General features: G+C 61.8%; 13 protein-coding genes and 1 pseudogene. 5 read left to right on the top strand and 9 right to left on the bottom strand.

All coding sequences use genetic code 11. The features are described from left to right. Window positions 1–405: 405 nt before the first annotated feature. Both EOA36_RS08325 and EOA36_RS08320 read right to left on the bottom strand, forming a co-directional pair. Window positions 406–1,833, bottom strand: a complete 1,428-nt coding sequence (locus EOA36_RS08325; protein WP_245464288.1) for a lytic transglycosylase F — start codon at window positions 1,831–1,833, stop codon at window positions 406–408. Between the two features lie 289 nt (window positions 1,834–2,122). Beyond that, on the bottom strand, window positions 2,123–2,425 hold the full coding sequence (locus EOA36_RS08320) for a hypothetical protein (RefSeq protein ID WP_127276723.1): 303 nt from the start codon (window positions 2,423–2,425) through the stop codon (window positions 2,123–2,125). Between the two features lie 411 nt (window positions 2,426–2,836). Here EOA36_RS08320 and EOA36_RS08315 point away from each other — a divergent pair, with 411 nt between their 5' ends. From EOA36_RS08315 to EOA36_RS08300, 4 genes are all read left to right on the top strand, one after another. Beyond that, entirely contained in the window at window positions 2,837–4,714 is a 1,878-nt protein-coding gene (locus EOA36_RS08315) for an adenylate/guanylate cyclase domain-containing protein (RefSeq protein ID WP_127276721.1), read from the top strand. 138 nt (window positions 4,715–4,852) lie between these two features. Then, window positions 4,853–6,184: a hypothetical protein gene (locus tag EOA36_RS08310; RefSeq protein ID WP_127276727.1), complete on the top strand. Its 1,332-nt coding sequence runs from the start codon at window positions 4,853–4,855 to the stop codon at window positions 6,182–6,184. A 27-nt stretch (window positions 6,185–6,211) separates the two neighbouring features. Then, window positions 6,212–6,808 carry a hypothetical protein gene (locus EOA36_RS08305; protein WP_127276719.1) on the top strand — a complete coding sequence of 199 codons (597 nt, stop codon included), beginning with the start codon at window positions 6,212–6,214 and terminating at the stop codon, window positions 6,806–6,808. A 42-nt stretch (window positions 6,809–6,850) separates the two neighbouring features. After that, window positions 6,851–7,228 carry a hypothetical protein gene (locus EOA36_RS08300; RefSeq protein WP_127276717.1) on the top strand — a complete coding sequence of 126 codons (378 nt, stop codon included), beginning with the start codon at window positions 6,851–6,853 and terminating at the stop codon, window positions 7,226–7,228. A gap of 226 nt (window positions 7,229–7,454) precedes the next feature. On the opposite strand, the gene EOA36_RS08295 is transcribed toward EOA36_RS08300, so the two are convergent. Beyond that, window positions 7,455–8,261 carry a SapC family protein gene (locus EOA36_RS08295; RefSeq protein WP_127276715.1) on the bottom strand — a complete coding sequence of 269 codons (807 nt, stop codon included), beginning with the start codon at window positions 8,259–8,261 and terminating at the stop codon, window positions 7,455–7,457. A 317-nt stretch (window positions 8,262–8,578) separates the two neighbouring features. On the opposite strand from EOA36_RS08295, the gene EOA36_RS08290 reads away from it, so the two are divergent. Beyond that, window positions 8,579–8,854, top strand: a complete 276-nt coding sequence (locus EOA36_RS08290) for a hypothetical protein (RefSeq protein WP_127276713.1) — start codon at window positions 8,579–8,581, stop codon at window positions 8,852–8,854. Between the two features lie 229 nt (window positions 8,855–9,083). On the opposite strand, the gene EOA36_RS08285 is transcribed toward EOA36_RS08290, so the two are convergent. The 6 genes and pseudogenes from EOA36_RS08285 to EOA36_RS37200 form a co-directional block, all read right to left on the bottom strand. Then, on the bottom strand, window positions 9,084–9,617 hold the full coding sequence (locus tag EOA36_RS08285; protein WP_245464287.1) for a GNAT family N-acetyltransferase: 534 nt from the start codon (window positions 9,615–9,617) through the stop codon (window positions 9,084–9,086). A gap of 2 nt (window positions 9,618–9,619) precedes the next feature. Continuing rightward, complete coding sequence (locus EOA36_RS08280) at window positions 9,620–10,858, bottom strand: hypothetical protein (protein ID WP_189343799.1); 1,239 nt, start codon at window positions 10,856–10,858, stop codon at window positions 9,620–9,622. 30 nt (window positions 10,859–10,888) lie between these two features. After that, the gene (locus EOA36_RS08275) at window positions 10,889–11,422 is read right to left on the bottom strand and encodes a tail fiber protein (RefSeq protein WP_127276707.1); all 534 of its coding nucleotides are present in this window, start codon (window positions 11,420–11,422) and stop codon (window positions 10,889–10,891) included. A 10-nt stretch (window positions 11,423–11,432) separates the two neighbouring features. Continuing rightward, complete coding sequence (locus tag EOA36_RS08270) at window positions 11,433–11,942, bottom strand: tail fiber protein (RefSeq protein ID WP_127276705.1); 510 nt, start codon at window positions 11,940–11,942, stop codon at window positions 11,433–11,435. Window positions 11,943–11,954: 12 nt separating this feature from the next. Then, window positions 11,955–12,452 (bottom strand): tail fiber protein, encoded by a 498-nt coding sequence (locus tag EOA36_RS08265; protein ID WP_127276703.1) that lies wholly within the window; start codon window positions 12,450–12,452, stop codon window positions 11,955–11,957. Window positions 12,453–12,652: 200 nt separating this feature from the next. Then, window positions 12,653–17,127: pseudogene (locus EOA36_RS37200) on the bottom strand (S-layer family protein); the annotation flags it as partial.

Below are 17,127 nucleotides of genomic sequence, written 5' to 3'. Positions count from 1 at the left end.
GCCACCTCAAGCCTGCGAAGGGCGGTGGCGCAGGCAAATCGGATGGGCCTGGGCTTCCGCCGACATGAGCCGACGCAGCGGCAGCGCGTCCATGTCGCGGAGGCTCATCCAGCATCAGGAGCCTGCCGTCCCGGGAGGCCGGGTCATGGTCGAGCTGATCAACGTGGCGGCCAGACGAGCTCACGCGGCAATGGATCGCGTTGGGATTGGCTATCGCTGCCGTGAGCGTCGCTCTCTTCAAAAATGACCGACCGGTGACAGGCCGGCAAACTATTCATCGGTGGCGGCGCAAGTCGCGGCCTCGTCGCCCCAGTCAGTTCATGGCCTGCAGATGCCGGTAGGAACGGTCGGTCAGCTCTTGCATATCCATATCATTGAGCCAGCCATGCCGAAATACGAGCTGATTTACTCTGACTGCGCCTTGTTCACGCCACGCCGCGCTTTCTGCTCCTCGAGCAGCGTATAAGCCACAAAATATTTGTAGATATTTCCGACATACTGAACCGTTTCGCGCCCAACCACCTTCGCGGCGCCGTTCTCCACATTGCCGAACCATAGATCGGGGTTGAGGCCCATCGTCTTCGCGGCACTGCGAAATTTGCGCAAGTTGCCAGGCCCGGCATTGTAGGCGGCAAGCGTCAACAGCGCCCTGTTGACTGGGTCGAGTTCGGCATCGTTCACATAGGTTGCCGACAAATAACGCATGTATTTTGCGCCCGCTTCTATATTGCGATCCGAGCTTTCCGCTATGCCGCTGATGCCTATCGCCTTATCGGCAGCAGTCGACGGCAACATTTGCATGATGCCGACGGCGCCCCGAGAGCTGCGTTCGCTCTGGTCGAGACGCGATTCCTGGTATCCCTGCGCGGCCAGCAGCAACGCATTGAGTTTGTAGGCAGCGCTATATTTCTCGAAGGCGTCGCGCAGAGCCTGGAATTTATCGACCTCGGACTGCTCGTAGGCGGAACGCACCATCTTGTCATCCTGGTAGTAGCGCTTCTTCAAAATGTTGCCGAAGGTCGTCCCGACCTTGTATTGCTTGACGAAAGCGTTGAGCCTTTTCATCAGTTCCGGGCTGTTCTTACGGACCGCCCAGGCGATTTCCCCGTCCTGCGCTATCGCAATGTCATCGTGCAGTTCGATGTTATCGAAGACCCTGGACCAGATCCGCGCCTTGTGGCCGTCGACCACGCACCAGGGCAGCAGGCCGGCATTGACCATCTCCAGAAGATCCTCATCCTCGAGATTTTCGTCGATCGGCGCGATGCCGATCTCGGCTTGGCCCGCCGCGCGCCGGTCGCTGTTGAGCTTTTGCAGATGCTCGAAATAGCTGCTGCTCGCGCGAACGCGGATTTCCTTGCCGCCGAGATCGTCGATGGCGGCGATTTTCGGCGCGGCCGGGCCGGTGACCAGGATTTCTTTCACGCCGCTCGCCAGGGGATCCGTGAAGTCGACGATCTGCTGCCGTGATGGGGTAATCGTCAGATTTGCCGCGACAATGTCTCCGCGCCCTTCGATGAGCGCGGGAAGCAGCCGGTCCCGGGCCACCGGCACGAAGGCCACACGAATTTTTTCGATTTCCTTTTTCTTGTTCTTGTTGATCTGCCGCTCAAGCGCCTGGCCAAACTCGACCGCCGTGCCAAGTTGCTCACCACGGTCGATGAAGTAGATCGTCTTGCTGTAAGGGACCAGGATTCGGATAAGACGTCTCTTTTCCATTCCGCCGTAGTCGCCGGTCCAGGCGTCAAATCCGGGGCGCAAAGCGGCCTCTTTGGACTGTGAGAGATTGGGGAAAAGCAGCGAGGCCAGGGCAAGCACGATGAGGGCCGGCACGATGCGCGCTACGGCCCTCCGGAAGATCAAAGCCGCGCCACGGCTGTTTCGCCTTGTCACCAGAAGGAAGAACTGAAAAGTATCGAGTATCAAGTCGGCCATTATCATCCCGGTTCACCCCTCTGCTTCGCCGAGCCATCAGATCATGGATCGAACGTCATCCTGAGCCAACTGTTGCTGGAGTATGGTATTCGAGTTTTCTTGTGCACGACAAAAGCCCGCATCTTGGCCAAGTCGAGCCAGGTGGCGGAAACTCGGCCAGGAACATGTGTTCTCCATTGAGGCATGCTCATTGGAAGCGATCGGCCATTTGCCACGGAACAAAGAAACGCCAGCCCGCCAACCGGCGCGATCCACGCGCAATGAAGTTGACATTGCCCCCAGCCTCCACGACCCTTGCACCGGCATACCCACCGATGCCACCCGCTCCTTCATTGCGATCCGCATGGCGGTGCCTGGTCGCCAGCTTGCGGTTCGCTGCCCTAAATAGCAGTTTTGGCGTTGCTGCGCCACGCCAAGGGCGGCCCGCAAGACCGTCGCGGCGATGGAACTGCTTTCGGACAAGATCATGCTGCAGCAAGAACTGGATCACGACGACGTTTCGACAGTCACACTGACCTGAAGGCATGAAAGCCGCCGCATGTAGGGGGAATTGCGGCGAAAACAACCAGTTGATGCATGTCGCCCGGAAGTGTCCTCGTTCCGGAACCACGACATGGACAAATCAGAACCTTGAGGCAAGATGGCGATGGAGCAGGCCGAGCGCGCCGGTTTTGCGCAGGTCGAGGAACGATGTTCTGGGTCACTCCCCGTTCGTTGCTATTCCCGTGAACGACGTCGACCGTACGGCCGGACCGCTTGGATTGCGACTGGCGCCGCGCCACCCGGTCGGCAACCGTATCGGGACCGGCGCGAGCGACCGTTCAGCGACGTTGGCGCCGAGGAGGTAAATCAGTTAAAACTAAATCAGGCGGAATTATTGTCCGCGATTTCAGGAGACGACATGTCCGAGGAGCATGTTGAGCGTCGGCTGGCGGCGATCCTGGCGGCTGATGTGGTCGGCTATAGCCGTCTTATGGAGGCCGACGAGGAGCACACGCTCAATCTCCTTCGGCAGCATCGACGGGAGTTCTTCGATCCGACCGTCACCAAGCACGGTGGGCGCATCTTTAAAGTGATGGGTGACGGCTTCCTGGTGGAGTTCGGCAGCGTAATCAATGCGGCGCGCTGCGCGGTCGAGATCCAACGCGGCATGTCCGAGCGGAATGCCGGCATCCCCGAGGCCCGGCATTTCAAGTTTCGCATTGGCATCAACCTTGGCGACATCATCGTCGACGGTGATGATTTCCATGGCGACGGCGTCAATCTTGCGGTGCGGCTGCAGGGGCTCGCAATACCCGGCGGCATCGCCTGCTCGGAAGTGGTGCGCCATGAGGTCGGCAACAAGCTGGGCGTCGACTTCGCCGATCAGGGCGCCAGGACCGTCAAGAACATTGCTCAGCCGGTGCACGTCTATTTCGCCAACTGGGACCAGGGCGTCTCGCAAGTCGAGACGCATATTGCAGTCGAGAGCGTCCAGACACTGGTGCGGTCCGACAAACCGTCGGTGGCGATCCTACCCTTCGCCAATCTGAGCAATGACCCCGACCAGCAGTATTTCAGCGACGGCATCACGGAAGATATCATAACCGACCTCTCGAACGTCTCCGGCCTGTTCGTGCTCAGCCGCAATACGGTGTTCGCCTTCAAGGGCAGGACCGACAAGATGGAACGCATCGTCAGGGAACTTGGCGTCGGCTACATTGTCGAGGGCAGCGTCCGCAAGGCGGGAAACCGGGTCAGGATCAATGCCGAGCTGATCGAGGGCGCCACGGACGGACACGTCTGGGCTGCCCGCTTCGACCGCGACCTCACCGACATCTTCGCCGTGCAGGACGAAATCGCCAAGGCGGTCGTGGCGCAGCTCAGGGTCAGGCTCCTGCCCGAGGAGAAGAAGGCTATCGAGCTGGCACCGACGGACAGTGTCGAAGCCTATACGCATTATCTTCGAGGCCGCGATTACAGCCACATCGCGACCAGAGCGAACCACCTGATGGCCAGACAGAGCTATATCAGGGCCATCGAGCTTGATCCGGGATATGCCCGCGCCTATGCAGGCTTGGCGGTCTGTGACGTACGCCTTCAGTCGATCTACGGCTCCTCGATCCAGGTAGACGACATTCTCGCCACCGCCGACAAGACCCTGGCTCTGGACCCGAATCTGGCCGAGGCGCATTCAGCCAGGGGCTTTGCCCTGTCCCTTGCCGACCGGCGTTCCGAGGCCGCGGCGGCGTTCGAACAGGCTCTGACGCTCGACCCCAACTGCCACGAGGCCAACCGCTACTATGCCGAGTTCTGCGTGACCGGCGGCCAGTTCGAGCTCGCCGCGACGTACTTCCTGCGCGCGATGGAGATCAAACCGACCGACTACGGCGCACCGGTCATGCTGGTGAACGTCTTCCGCACTCTCGGCCAACAGAACGACGCGGAGCTTTATGCGCGGATCGCATTGGAGAGAGCGGAAGAGGAACTCCGCCTGCATCCGGAGAACGCCAATTGTGCCTGCCTGGGGGCGATCGTGCTGGCCTTCCTTGGTGAACGCGACAAGGCCGCGAAGTGGCTTGGCCGGTCTCTGGAAATCGACCCTAGCGATATCAACGTCCAATACAACGCCGCTTGTACCTATGCGTTGCTGGGGGAATTCGAACGCTCGATCGACCTTTTGGAAGTCTGGCTACCGCAGGCTGGCGCCGAGATGAGACTCTGGTTCAAGAACGATTCCGATTTCGCCTCTGTTCGCAGTCATCCCCGCTACCAGAAGTTGCTCGAGCTCCTGCAGTAGCGATACGCATTGTTCTTGGGGCAATTTTGTTGCCGACAATCAAGAACCGTCCTTCAGGAAGAATTAACCCGACAAACCAACGCCCTCGCCATCTCACGGATATTATGTTATGTTACTAATATAACCGAGAGGTGGGGAATGGGTACCCGGTTCAGGCTGTTTGTTCAGCCTCCGTTCGAAGACCCTACGTCAAGCCCCGAGATCATTACGGTTTCTTCCCCGCGAGGCAGCGTCGGAGCTGGCCCGTCCGACGATCGTATGTATGTCGTCGAGCCGGTCGACAAGACGCGGCCCTATGGCGTCAACCACGGCCCGTTGGGTACGCCCGTTATCTCCCTGCCGCCCTGGACGCGAGCGATCCTCGATCCGGCTGTTCCCGACGAGGAAGGCAATTTCGATCATTATCAGCCCTCGACGCCCGGCTTCGAAGCAGCCCACGCGTTCGGGTGCGCGCGCTTCACCCTCGACGTTTGGGAGCGTTACATCGGCCAGCCGATCACCTGGCATTTCCACGATCACTACGACCGTCTGGAAATTTCGATCCTGCCAGGTTGGGACAACGCCCAATACGGCTATGGCTTCCTTGAGCTCGGCAGCCAATTCGTGAAGGACGGACGCACGCTCCCGTTCAGCCTCGACTTCGATATTATCGCGCACGAGGTTGGCCATGCATTCGTCTACAGCGTCCTTGGCATACCAAACCCGGGCGCTGAGTTCCCCGAATATCTGGGCTTTCAGGAGGCCTTTTCGGACTGCGTTTCGTTGATCGCGGCCATGCATTTTCCCTCCGTGATCGATAATGTCCTGACGGTGACGCATGGGAACCTCTACCTCGCCAACCAGCTCTCTCGATTCTCGGAATTCTCGCCGCACCGCCAGATACGCGAGGCCAACAACAAGCGGACGATGGCCGACTTTGCCGACGGCTGGACCGACGAGCATGCACTGTCACAACCTCTCACTGGCGCCGTCTTCGACATTCTGGTCGATGTCTTTCACGAGAGCTTGGTGGCTCGAGGACTGATCTCGCCGGAGGCCGAAAATCTTGCCGACCTCGCCGAGATCGATCCGGCCGCCGAGCTGCCGATGCAGGAAGTCTTTGACCGCGATTTCGCTCGCAATCCGGAAGGTTTCGTCGAAGCCCTGCTCGACGCGCGGGATATCGTGGGTACCTATCTCGCCGAGACGCTTTGGGCTCTCGCCCCGGATTTCCTGGACTACCGTGACGTGGCGAGAACGATGCTCGCGGTCGACGACAGCATGACCGGAGGAGAACTATCGAGGATCATCTTCCGGGATTTCGACCGAAGAGGGATTTTTCGCTACCGTGCCGGGCCTCGCCTGACGAAGCCAAACCGAAAGAGCCATGTTCATGAGGGCCGAACCGCCCGTCCACTGGACCAGGCGCGCCTGCCGGACATGAGCTATTTCGAGAAATATTGGATGTCCAGAAGTGGCGCCGATCTTTGATCGACATACAGATGATGGGGGTGATCCATGACCACTGAAACCATTCTAAATACCTCAGCCATACATTTGTTCGGTAGAGTTCTTGAAGATTTGAAGCTCAAGAAGAGGGTCGATGGGGGACGGCCTCCAAGGCTTGGCAACAATAGATTCCTGCAGAACCAGATCGACGCTTCCGGTAGCCTGCTAGCAAGGATCTATGCGTTCACCTTTGAAGCGCAGTTCTACGAGCTGGCTCGACCGACCATACTTCTTGTCCATGGGCCTGGCACTGTCGTTGATTATCCGGCCCCGGGGGACACCGATCTCAAGGTCATGAGCCGCGGTCCAAGTGACCCTGCCTATACCGGACTGTCATCGCAGATAGGCTCGTTCGCGCGCGGAATGCAGGTCTGGGTCTACGACAAGAGTGACCTGACAATGCGGCTGGAACTCGACACCGGAACGCTGGAGGATGTCCTGTTGAGTGCGGAGCTGGACCCGCGTTCGTTTGGTCGATCGGGTGGAGCAATGGGCAGATCCGGCGGCGCGATGGGGCGATCTGGCGGCGCCATGGGCAGGTCTGGCGGTGCGATGGGACGGTCCGGTGGCGCCATGAACCGCGGCGGGCGCGGCGATATGGACTAGCGTTTTCGATCGTTAATTGAGAAGGCCGAAGGGAGATGGGCCATGGCGAGAGTAGATATAGTACGTGTCGATACACCTGAAGGGAATGCTGTAAGAGGCGGAGATCCGGTTACGGTCAGTGTGACGGTAGCCCCAGACCGTGGTTGGTTTAACGACACGGAATACCTGGTAATTGACTTTATCGATGCTGGCACTTTAAAGAGCGAGCCATATCTAGTGGTATTCGACAACGACGTAACCATCGAAGATACGACGACAATTACCTTTAAAGTTAAAGCACAAGACGGGGCTTCACCCGGGGAATACTATGTTCGCATCAAGAATGAAACTTTCGAGGAAACCATCGTAAGCGGCTCTGAGGATGGAACCATCACTGTGTCCCTGAAGCTGGTCACTTCCAAGCAAAAAAGCTGTGACTAGCCGTAAAGTCACAAGTCACATCGGTATCAACGGCTCTGCCCTCATGCCGGCGAAATCTTGCCGGGGTTCATGATGTCCGCGGGCCAAGCATCTGCTTGATCATGCGGCTTCCGCGGCGGCCTCCCCCAAGTCTTTCAGCTCGCTCCTTGTTCCGGACGAACCCCGGCTCCCGGAAGGCCGTTCGACTTTGGGCGTTCTTGAGAGCCCCAACCATGAGCGCCAGAAATCAGCCCTTCGCCCCCTCCGCCTTGCGGACCGACGCCTGGTGCACCAGCGAGGTCCAGCTGTTGGTCGAGGCGAGGTGGCAATAGAGCAGGCCGAGCGCGCCTGACTTTCTCAGGTCGAGGAAGGCCTCGTCGCTCAATTTGTTGAAGGCGGCCTCGTCGATCACCTGGAAATCGGTGAGGTTGAGCACTTCGCCGCCTTCCAGCGTCACCTTGCTCTGGCGCGGCGAAAACAGGCCATGGGCGTCGATCTTGTCGACCATCTCGCGGGTGGCCCTGAAGTCGATCTGGAACTGGTTGCAGAAGGCGAGCGCCTGCTTGGTCGCCTCGGTCGGTTCGTTGCCGCTGAAGAACGGCAGCACCTTGTCGTCACGGAACGGTGCCACGAGCTGGTCGACGACGCGCTCGCTCGCCCGGTCGACGCACAGCGTCAGCCGGCCGGCCGACGTCGGGTCCTCGGCCAGGATGAAGGGATAGCGGCGGACATAGGCCGGGATGTAATGCGGCGCGTTCCACATGCCGTCGGCATCGACGAACAGATTTTCGTCCTGGCGCACGCCGGTGATGATGACAGGCGCCTTGCCGGCGCCGATGAACACGATCGGGTAGGAGCGCATCGCCGCCGGCATCTCCGACGCCACCACCGGAATGGCGTGCGCCGAGCCCGCGAAGGAAAAATCGCTGCGCGCGGTCAGCCCCAGCGAGCCGTGCCGGATCGGGTTGAGCGCCTCTGGCCTCGTATAGAACAACGGCATGGCGTCGCCCCCCTTTGCCGGCGCCGTCCCTGTTTTCGCACCACTTTCAGCCATCGTCCGTCCTTTTCTCCCGCAAGCCGTTCAAGCCGGCCAATCAGCGTTCGGCGTCGCTGCGAAGCTCTGTCTTGTTGCGCCAGGCGCGTATCGGAACAAAGTACTACAGCGTCGCCGGCACGCGCAAAAGGACATGGGCTGCTGTATTTTGCGGTTTGCGGCGGTGAATTGTCTTGGGCGCCGAGCGCTTCGCGCGATGGCGCACAATCCCAGGAAAGTGTTCGACGTTCTTCCGTCCTGAACTCCGGAAATAATGAGTTCTGGACAGCTCGCGGCGAAGCGGCGACAGTGCTTCAAACGGCTTTGAGGCGAGCGCAATGGCGGCGGCGGCGGATTTCGAACAGGCGATCGGGCATGCGTTCATCGTCGAGACCACAGGCGGGCGTATCTCGCTCGAACTGAGCGCCGTCAACCGCATCGCGGCCAGCCCGCGCCCGGGCGGCGGTTTTTCCCTGCTGTTCCGGGGACCGCGCGGGATCGCGCTGCCGCAGGCGACCTACAGCCTTGCCGGCACCAGCGGGGTCCACGACATCTTCATCGTGCCGGTTGCGGCCGACGCGGCCGGCCGGACCTACGAAGCGGTGTTCAATTAGCGCCGGTTTTGAGCTGCAGGGCCGAAAGCGACAATCTTAGCCGTCGGCGCCGCCCCTCACTGTCCTGCCGGACATCTCTCCCCGTAAACGGGGCGAGAGCGGCTGGCCGCAACGCCGGCGCATTTTCTGCAACGCTTGTGATTGGCGAAAGCGGCGATGACAGCGCCCCTCGCCCCGTTTACGGGGAGAGGATGCCGGCAGGCAGGTGAGGGGCAGCGCCAACCAACGATCATGGATCCGCCGGCGCGCAAGCCATCAAATCGTAGACGCCCTTGTCCTCGACGACGACAAAGCCGAGATCGACATAGAGCCGCCTTGCTGGGTTGTTCTTCTCGACATGGATCGATATTAGTTTGCCGGCTAAGCATGCCTCGTCTATCAGGTCGCGCAACAGGGCGCCACCATAGCCCTTGCGGCGATGCACAGGCAAAAAAGCGATGTCGATGATGCGGTGTTGGCTTGGCCAGCGCTCGACATAGAGCCGGCCGATGTCTTGCCCGGCATGGCTCACCACCAGCCAGTCGGCCTGCGGATAGTGCTTGTGGTAGTGCGTGTGCTGCGCCTGGAACTGCATGTCGAGAAAGGCGGCCTTCTGCGCCTCGCTCCAGTCCGTCACGGCGAGCTCTTCCATGCGGGTCGAGGCATAGAGCCGCGACAGGAAGGCAATGTCCGCCTCCGCGGCGGCACGGAAAGCGAGTCCGGCCTGCCGTGACCGGGACCACGCCGGAGCGGGATAGACCAAAGCCACGCCGCTTGGGGTCAACGTCAGACCGGCGGCGTCAGGTCGCGCACCACCGCGATCTGCTTGAGGTTGCCGGTGGCCAGCGCCGTCCAGCTCCACTCCCATTCGGAACTGTCCATGGCCATCTGGTTGATCGTCCACAGACCATTGGTCCCATCGTTCGTGATCATCATGCTGAACAAGGCAAGGCGACCATCGGCATTGTAGTCGAGCGACAGCCGTGTGTTGGCGCCGGAGGCGCTGAAATCACGCCATCCAGACCAGTTTTGGGTGGCCGCGTCGTATTGGGCGTTGAAGGAGTGGACATGCTGCTGGTCGGAGGCGACCAGCATGATGTCACCGTCCCCCTGGATGCCGGCGCAGAGCGTGTATCTGGGAACCCTGCTGTAACCGGGCGTCGCCCAGTTCGTCCAGGTGTCGGAGCCCGCCGGCAGTTGCTTGGTATGCAGGACCTGGCCCGGCTGCGTCATGGCAAAAAGATTGGTGGCGCCCAGCGGGCCGACGATCGGCGCCATTTCCGTGAAAGGATAGCCGGCGTCGATCTGCACCCATGGCGTCCAGTCGGCCACCGTCAGCGCTTGGGCCTTGGCCTGCTGGCAGCGATAGAGATGAAGGGCTGAGTTGATGCCGAAGAGCGCAATGCGGCCGTCCGCCTGGCGCAGCGCCGTGACCGCCACGAGCTGGCCGGTCAGTTGTATCCAGGCGCTCCAGGGCTGTGCGGGCGGCCTGAGCTCGTCGACGGTGACGACGATCGGCGTCGTGGTGCCGGGCGGCGTGATGGTTTTCTGAACCTGAACGATCACGTCCGGGTTCTGGTAGATCCACCAGATGCGGCCCTGATTGTCGGTGAGGAAGATTTCGACGCGGCCGTCAGCGTCGCGCGCCATCGAGAGTTTCTGGTAGCTTGTTGCGCCGGGCGGGGCGCCAATGCCAACCGGCGGATTCCATTTTTCGACCGGGCCGACCTGGTTGGCGTCCTCCGTGATGAAAGACAGGTTGGTGGTGCCGGTCGGTTGGGCCACCACGGCGACGCGCCCGTCCTTGGTGAGACCCGCGGTCATGATCACCCAGGCGCCGGCGGCGATGGGAGACCATGCGGCAGGCCACGCCCCGTTGGGCGCGACTTGAGCCTTCTGGATCAGCCGTCCCGCCGCGGAATCGATGCCGACGACCATCAGCCGCGACAGTTCGAAGAACGACACGCCTGGCACGTGCCCGGTTGGCGCCGCATGGGAGGGTAAGTGAGCGTCTTCGTTAGCCATGGTAACGGCCCCGCCTTGTTGGCTCGAAAATCAGGTTCTCGGTGGGAACACGCCCTGCAGGGCGATGCAGAAATTGCAGGTGAGATAAGGCTGCAGATTGTTGTGCGGCTGGTCACCGCCGGCAGGCGCGAGCATGTTGTCGTTCATTGGCGTCAGCGCGGGTATCGGCGTCCCTGGAACATAGGCGAAAGCGCCACCCGACTTGCCGAGAATTCTCGACGGGCTGGGCACCTGGACGTCGGCGACGTCCTGGGTTCCGACCATAACGTTGTGCGCATGGATCGGCATTTCGCTTTGGAGCAGCGTCACCGTCTCCGAGCCGCTACTCTCTCCGAGATCGTGCAGTGACAAGCCAGGTCCCTGACCGGGGTGCATTGGCGCGCTGCCCTGGAGATTGGGCAGCGCGAAGTTCGACTTGCCGTCGCCGCCATAAGTCGTGCCGAGCAACGAGAACAACGCCGTGTTCTGCGACAGCGGCAAAATCTGCCCGTCGCACAGCGCCCAGCCCTTGGGCGCGAAATTGAACGGGAAAATGCGGATTTCCGCAACGAACGGATCGGCCATGACGGTCCTCTCAGGTCTGCGACGGGAAAATGCCGAACAGCGAGATGATGAAGTTGATGCATAGATACGGCTGGAAATTGCTATGCGGCTGGCTGCCGCCGACGGGTGACACCATGGTCGCGGCCATCGGCCCATCGGGCGCCTGGCCATCGATGTACATGAAGATCGTCCCCGTCGTCTGGTCGAGGACATTCCCGCCCGGATTGGTCCCGGTGCCGGTTTGGCCCGATGCCAGCATGGGATGCGAATGAGCCGGGATCTGCTGGATCGACAGCGTGATTTCCTCCGCGCCGCCAGTCTCGGCCAGGGTGAAGCCGTTGCCCTGATGGAGCGGTAGTCGCCCACGCAGGTCGGGCAGCGCAAAAGTGCTTTCGCCGTCGCCGCCATAGGTGGTGCCGATCAGTTGGAACAGCGTCTCGTTTTCCGAGATAGGCAGCAGTTGCCCTTCGCAGAACATCCACCCGGCCGGCGCGAAATTGCCGGCAAACATGCGAACTTCGCCAACATAGGGTTGTGCCATGATCGCGTTTCCTCAGGTCTGCGACGGGAAAATGCCCTGCAGGGCGATGCAGAAGTTCAATGTCAGGAAAGGCTGCATGTTGAGGTGCGCCTGCGAACCGCCAACATTGGCGATGCTGGCAGGGTGCAACGAGGTCAGGTTGGTAGCCTGCGCATAGCCATTGTTGAAAGCCCCCAGGAAATTCCCGGAGTTCAGGGGCACCGTGCCGTTGGCGTTCGTCGCTCTCGCCTGGTGAACATGGGTCGGCAATTCCGCAATCGACAGCGTGTGGGACTGCTCGCCGCCCCGCCCGCCGAGATCATGCCCGTTGCCGGCATGGATCGGGACCCTGCCCCGGAAATCCGGCAAGGCGAAATTTACCCGGCCGTCGCCGCCAAAGGTGGTGCCGAGCAGTGAAAACAGAGCCTGGTTCTGATTTATGGGAAGCAGTTGGCCGTCGCAGAACGCCCACCCCTTGGGCGGGAAACCGAAGGACATGATGCGGATTTCGGACAGAAACGGCTCTGACATGCGATACCCTCCCACTGCCGCTTCGGACTATACACATCACGAATTATAAGTCTACTGGTAATACTTATTCCGGATAAATTTTCATAAATATCCACCGGATCGCTTACTGGAAACTTCAAGTATATTGTTAACTATATACTTTACAAGCCTCGATTGAGGCGTATGTAAGAATCGCCTGGCGAGTTCGTCGCCCGTTCAGACTATGGCGTCGAATAGAAGCCCGCCGTACCACCGGTGCCGATCGTGACACTGACGGTGCCGCTGTTGATGGCTTGCACATAGCTCATGACAGCCGCGGCATCGGTTGCCGCGCCCGCGTAAGCCGCGGCGCCGCCATGCAAGCCAACATGGACATCGAACCGCGTGCGGAGACGGATGTCTGTGCCACCATTGGCACCCGAACCTGTGAAATTGTTGGCCAGGCCGCCAGCACCGCCGAGGGTCAGCGAGACCGTCTGGGCGTCTCCAGCAACCGTGCCGGCGTTCAGTTCGAAACCGTGGTTGCCGAATGTGCCTGGATTGCTGGCGGTGTTGCCTTGTACCACGGCCGTCAGCTTGTGGTTGCCGCCATCGACCGCATCACCCGTCTGCAGCAGAATGCCATCATTGTTGTACTGATAGAGCAGGTTGTTGGTGATCGTCACGCTGGAATCGGCGCCGCCCAACGTGACGAAGCCGATATCGCTGCCCTGGGCCGATCCGCTGTTCGCCACGCCGGCGACGCCGATCGTGTTCGAATCGATCGTGCCGTTGAACGAGCTGGCGCCGGAGCCGGTGCTGATGCCCAGAGCCGTGCCGAGCGCATCGCGCATCGTATTGTGGGCGATGTTGAAGGTCAGGTTCGCCACGTCGCCGGCGCCGCCCGAACTGATCGTGATGCCGCCGCCGCCCGAGACGATGTTCTGGTTGTTGTTCGACAGCGTGTTGCCGAGCGCTCCAGTGGCGCCGCCGAACACCAGATCCGACTGGACGTTGCCGTGCAGATCAAGCTGGAACAGGTCGCCGCGCGCGGAGGTGAATGTCGAGCTCTGGACGGTCGCGTTGAAGACGCCGTTCGTCGCCTGGAACACCAGCGCGTCGCCTGACGAGTTTCCTGCGGCGGCGTCGGTCGCGAAGGTCGAACCGGTGATGGTGATCCGGTTGAGAGTCTCGCCATTGTTGTTAAAGACGTGGAATGCGTCCAGCGCCGCGCCGGTGAAGGTGGAATTCGAAACCGTAGCGGTGCCCTTGAGGCCGGTGAAATAGGCATTGCCTTCGCCGACTCCGGCAACGCTGGTGCCATTGCTGCCGTTGATGATCGTATGGTCCAGCGTGAAGCCGGTGACGTTGTTGCCCAGAATGCCGTAATTCTGGAAGTCGTTCATCTGCAGGCCGTTGAGCTGCACATCCGTCGTGCCGTTCAGGTAGATGCCGACGCCTTGCGCGGTGCTGCCATCCGCGCCTGTCTTGCTGGAGATGACGCCGCCGCCCGAGGCGCCGACCGTTGCACCATTGCCGGTCACATGCAGGCCACCCAGGGCACCCGTGGTGTCGAGGATAATGCCGGTGGCACTGCCGCCGCTGGAACTGATGCGCTGGAACGTCAGGTCGCTCGCACCGATCGTCGTGTTGGCGACGTTGAGTGCTGTGGCCGTGCCCGAGCTGATCACGCTGCCAGTGCCGGTCGCACTCACGGTGCCGCCGCCCGTCGCGCTGAAGCCGGCGACGTTCGAGCCGGTCAGCGTCAGCGTGTTGGTGAAATTGATCGTCGATCCGCCGTTGCTGGAAAGCGCTATGCCGGCGCTGGAGCCGGTTGCCGACACCGTGCCGCTGAAGGTGGCCGTGCCGCCGGTGCGGCCTGCGATGCTGATGACGTTGCCGACGGCGCTCGTCTTGGCGATCGACCCGCCATAGGTGATGGCCGCGGTGCCGCCGCTGACATCGAACGCGGTGCCCGAGGCGCCGCTCAGCGCACCGGTGCCCAGGTTCACCGTGCCCGTGACGTTGGTCAGGGCGACATTGTTGACGCCGCCGCCCGAAGTGGTCGAGGTGAAATTGATGCCGGCCGCGATGCCGTTGAGGTTGATCGCTTGGGCGGCACTCGCGCTGATCGAGCCGGTGGTGACATTGACCGTCCCGCCATTGGTCGCGGTGAAGGCCGTGTTGGAGCCGCCCGTTGTGACCACGAGGTTGGCGAAGCTAACGGTCGAGGCCTGGCCGCCATTGTTGATCGAGACGGCGGCGCCGGTGGCATTATTGTGGGTGACGGCGCCGGTGAAGCTGACTGTGTTGGCTGCCGTCGCGCCGGAGATGACGACGCCGCTGGCGCCGATGTTCGACGTCACCGCGCCGGCAAAGCCGAAGCTGCCGCCGGTGCGGTTGGTGATGCTGACCGCGGTGCCGATAACGCTGGTGACCGAGCTCGTGCTGTCGAAGCCGAACGCCGCATTGCCGCCGACCACGGACAGGCCGCTGCCGCCCGTGGTATCGACATTGGTGGCGGTGACCGTTCCGGAGGCCGCGCCGAATTTGATGCCGGTCGCGGCCGAGGCCGCGATGAGGGAGACATTGGTCAGCGTCGTCGTACCGGTTGCACCGGCGCCGAAGTCGATGTCGGCGGCCGTGACGTTCCTGATCGTCATGTTGCTGATCGTGGCATTCGCCGTCGCGCCGCTGATGCCGATCGCGGCATTCACGCCCGCGCCGTCGTCGCCGTTGATGGTAAAGCCGTCGATGATGTTGCCGCTGGCCGAAAGCGTGATGACGCTGCTGCCATCGGCGCTTGTCAGCGTGGTGGTGCCGCCCGGCGTCTGATCGGCGATGGAGATGGTGTTGCTGGCCAGCTGGATCGTCGACGGCACCGTCAGCGCCAGGTTGATGTTGCCATTGTCGAAGCCGCGCACCTGCTGGCCGGTCAGCAGGTTCAGCGTGTCGTTGCCATTGGTGCCCTGTGCGGTGATGGTGCCGCCATCGTTGACGAGGACGATGATGTCGGTTGCGGCCGCGTTGAATTCGGCGTCGGCCAGCGTCGCCAGATTATTCTGGTCGCGGCCGCTGCCGTCGCCGGTCGACGCCGCGCCGACGAAATAAACCTTGCCGACACCGAAGCCGAGGCCAGGCGTGGCCTGGAAGTTCACATCCTTGAAATTGTAGGTGCCCGCGGCCGGCGCGACGGAAGCGTCGATGCCGACACTGGCACTGATGGTCGACAACTGGTCGGCGGTATCGCCGTCGCCAAAGGTGAAGGCGACGTTCGTCGTGCCGTTCAGGAACACGCCGGTGTTGACGCCCGCGATGCTCGAACTGTTGCCGGCGAGGTTCGCATCGCCGAGCCGCACCGTCTGGCCGCCGGTGGCGGCGCGCAGGTCGACGCCGATCGAGGTACCGGCGGCGGCGGCATTGGTGACATCGAAATCGTTGGCCGTGATCGCCGCGTTGATCGTCGCGCCGTTGAGGTCGAAAGCCACGGCCGCGTTATCGTTCAGGCCAATGTCGAGATCGTTGAAGGAAAGCGCGGCACCCTGCGTGCCGGTGACGTCGACGCCGCGAGAGGTGATGCCCTGCAGACTGACCGTGCCGAGCGCTATGGCGCCGCCGCCCGAGGAGGCGACATTGGCCAGCGAAATGCCGGTCGTGGCGCTGGTGGTGGATACTGAGGAGAAGTTGAGCCCCGCCGCGCCGATCGTGATGCCGCTGAGGTTCAGTGCGGTGCCGCCGCTGGTGGTGGCGATCGTGTTGCCGCTTCCGCCGGCGGTAACAGTGCCGGCGCCCGTGGCGCTGAACCCCGTGCCCGCCGCCGTGGTGATCGCCAGCCCACCGCCGCCGAAATTGATCGCCACAGGGGCGCTGTTGCCGCTGATCGCGACGCCCGCGCCGGTCGAGCTCATAGCGATGGTATAGCTTGCGCCGTTGATGTTGAAGGTGCCGCCGGTGTTGTTGACTATCGTAACGCCGGAACCCGCACCGGTGAAATTGTTGGATGCCCCCGAGGCGGTCACTGTGCCGCCGGTATTGTTGTTCAGGTAGATACCATTGCCATTGGACGTCAGGTTGCCGCTCAGCGAGACGAGCCCGGCCCCGGCCAATCGGTTCTGCACTTCAAGGGCTGTGCCGGCGGCGGCCGACATGGTGGCGCTGCCCGAATAGCTGACTGCCTCCGTGCCCCCGCTCACGATGAACGAGACAGCCGCGGCGCCGGTCAGCGCGCCCGAGCCAAGGTTAACCGTGCCGCTGGTGTTGACAAGGTTCACATTGGTGCTGCCGCCGCCGGACGAGGTCGAATCCAGGGCGATGGTTGCAGCGACGTTGGACAAGGCGATCGCCGTGCCGCTGGTTGAATTCACGCTTTCGGCGCCGCCAGTGGCGGTGATGCCCATCGTGGCGCCACCCCCTCCGGAAATGCCGACGCCGGTCGTGGTATCGATCGTCACGCCGCCGGTGAAGCTGGTCGTGCCGCCGGTCTGCGTAAGGCCCGCGCCGCTCGTCGTGTCGATGTCGGCGAGGCCGCCGACGTTGAGCGTACCACTGGCCCAACCGATGCCGCCGCCGGTCGACAGTACGTTGTTGACCGTCACCGTGTTGAAGTTGAAGGTGCCGGCATTGGTGTTTACCGCGCTGATGCCGGCGTCCGCCATGCCGGAGATGTTGGTGGCGCCGGTGACGGTGAAGGTCCCGGCGACGCCGTCGAAGATGATGC

Origin of the sequence: Mesorhizobium sp. M8A.F.Ca.ET.021.01.1.1 (assembly GCF_003998025.1) — a bacterium.
Classification (GTDB): domain Bacteria; phylum Pseudomonadota; class Alphaproteobacteria; order Rhizobiales; family Rhizobiaceae; genus Mesorhizobium.
This window is presented reverse-complemented; position numbering and strand designations above follow the sequence as displayed.

Coding starts and splice junctions, on each gene's coding strand:
- EOA36_RS08295 (WP_127276715.1), bottom strand. CDS start 8,261: ATGGCTGAAAGTGGTGCGAAAACAGGGACGGCGCCGGCAAAGGGGGGC.
- EOA36_RS08310 (WP_127276727.1), top strand. CDS start 4,853: ATGGGTACCCGGTTCAGGCTGTTTGTTCAGCCTCCGTTCGAAGACCCT.
- EOA36_RS08275 (WP_127276707.1), bottom strand. CDS start 11,422: ATGGCCGATCCGTTCGTTGCGGAAATCCGCATTTTCCCGTTCAATTTC.
- EOA36_RS08265 (WP_127276703.1), bottom strand. CDS start 12,452: ATGTCAGAGCCGTTTCTGTCCGAAATCCGCATCATGTCCTTCGGTTTC.
- EOA36_RS08270 (WP_127276705.1), bottom strand. CDS start 11,942: ATGGCACAACCCTATGTTGGCGAAGTTCGCATGTTTGCCGGCAATTTC.
- EOA36_RS08305 (WP_127276719.1), top strand. CDS start 6,212: ATGACCACTGAAACCATTCTAAATACCTCAGCCATACATTTGTTCGGT.
- EOA36_RS08315 (WP_127276721.1), top strand. CDS start 2,837: ATGTCCGAGGAGCATGTTGAGCGTCGGCTGGCGGCGATCCTGGCGGCT.
- EOA36_RS08280 (WP_189343799.1), bottom strand. CDS start 10,858: ATGGCTAACGAAGACGCTCACTTACCCTCCCATGCGGCGCCAACCGGG.
- EOA36_RS08290 (WP_127276713.1), top strand. CDS start 8,579: ATGGCGGCGGCGGCGGATTTCGAACAGGCGATCGGGCATGCGTTCATC.
- EOA36_RS08300 (WP_127276717.1), top strand. CDS start 6,851: ATGGCGAGAGTAGATATAGTACGTGTCGATACACCTGAAGGGAATGCT.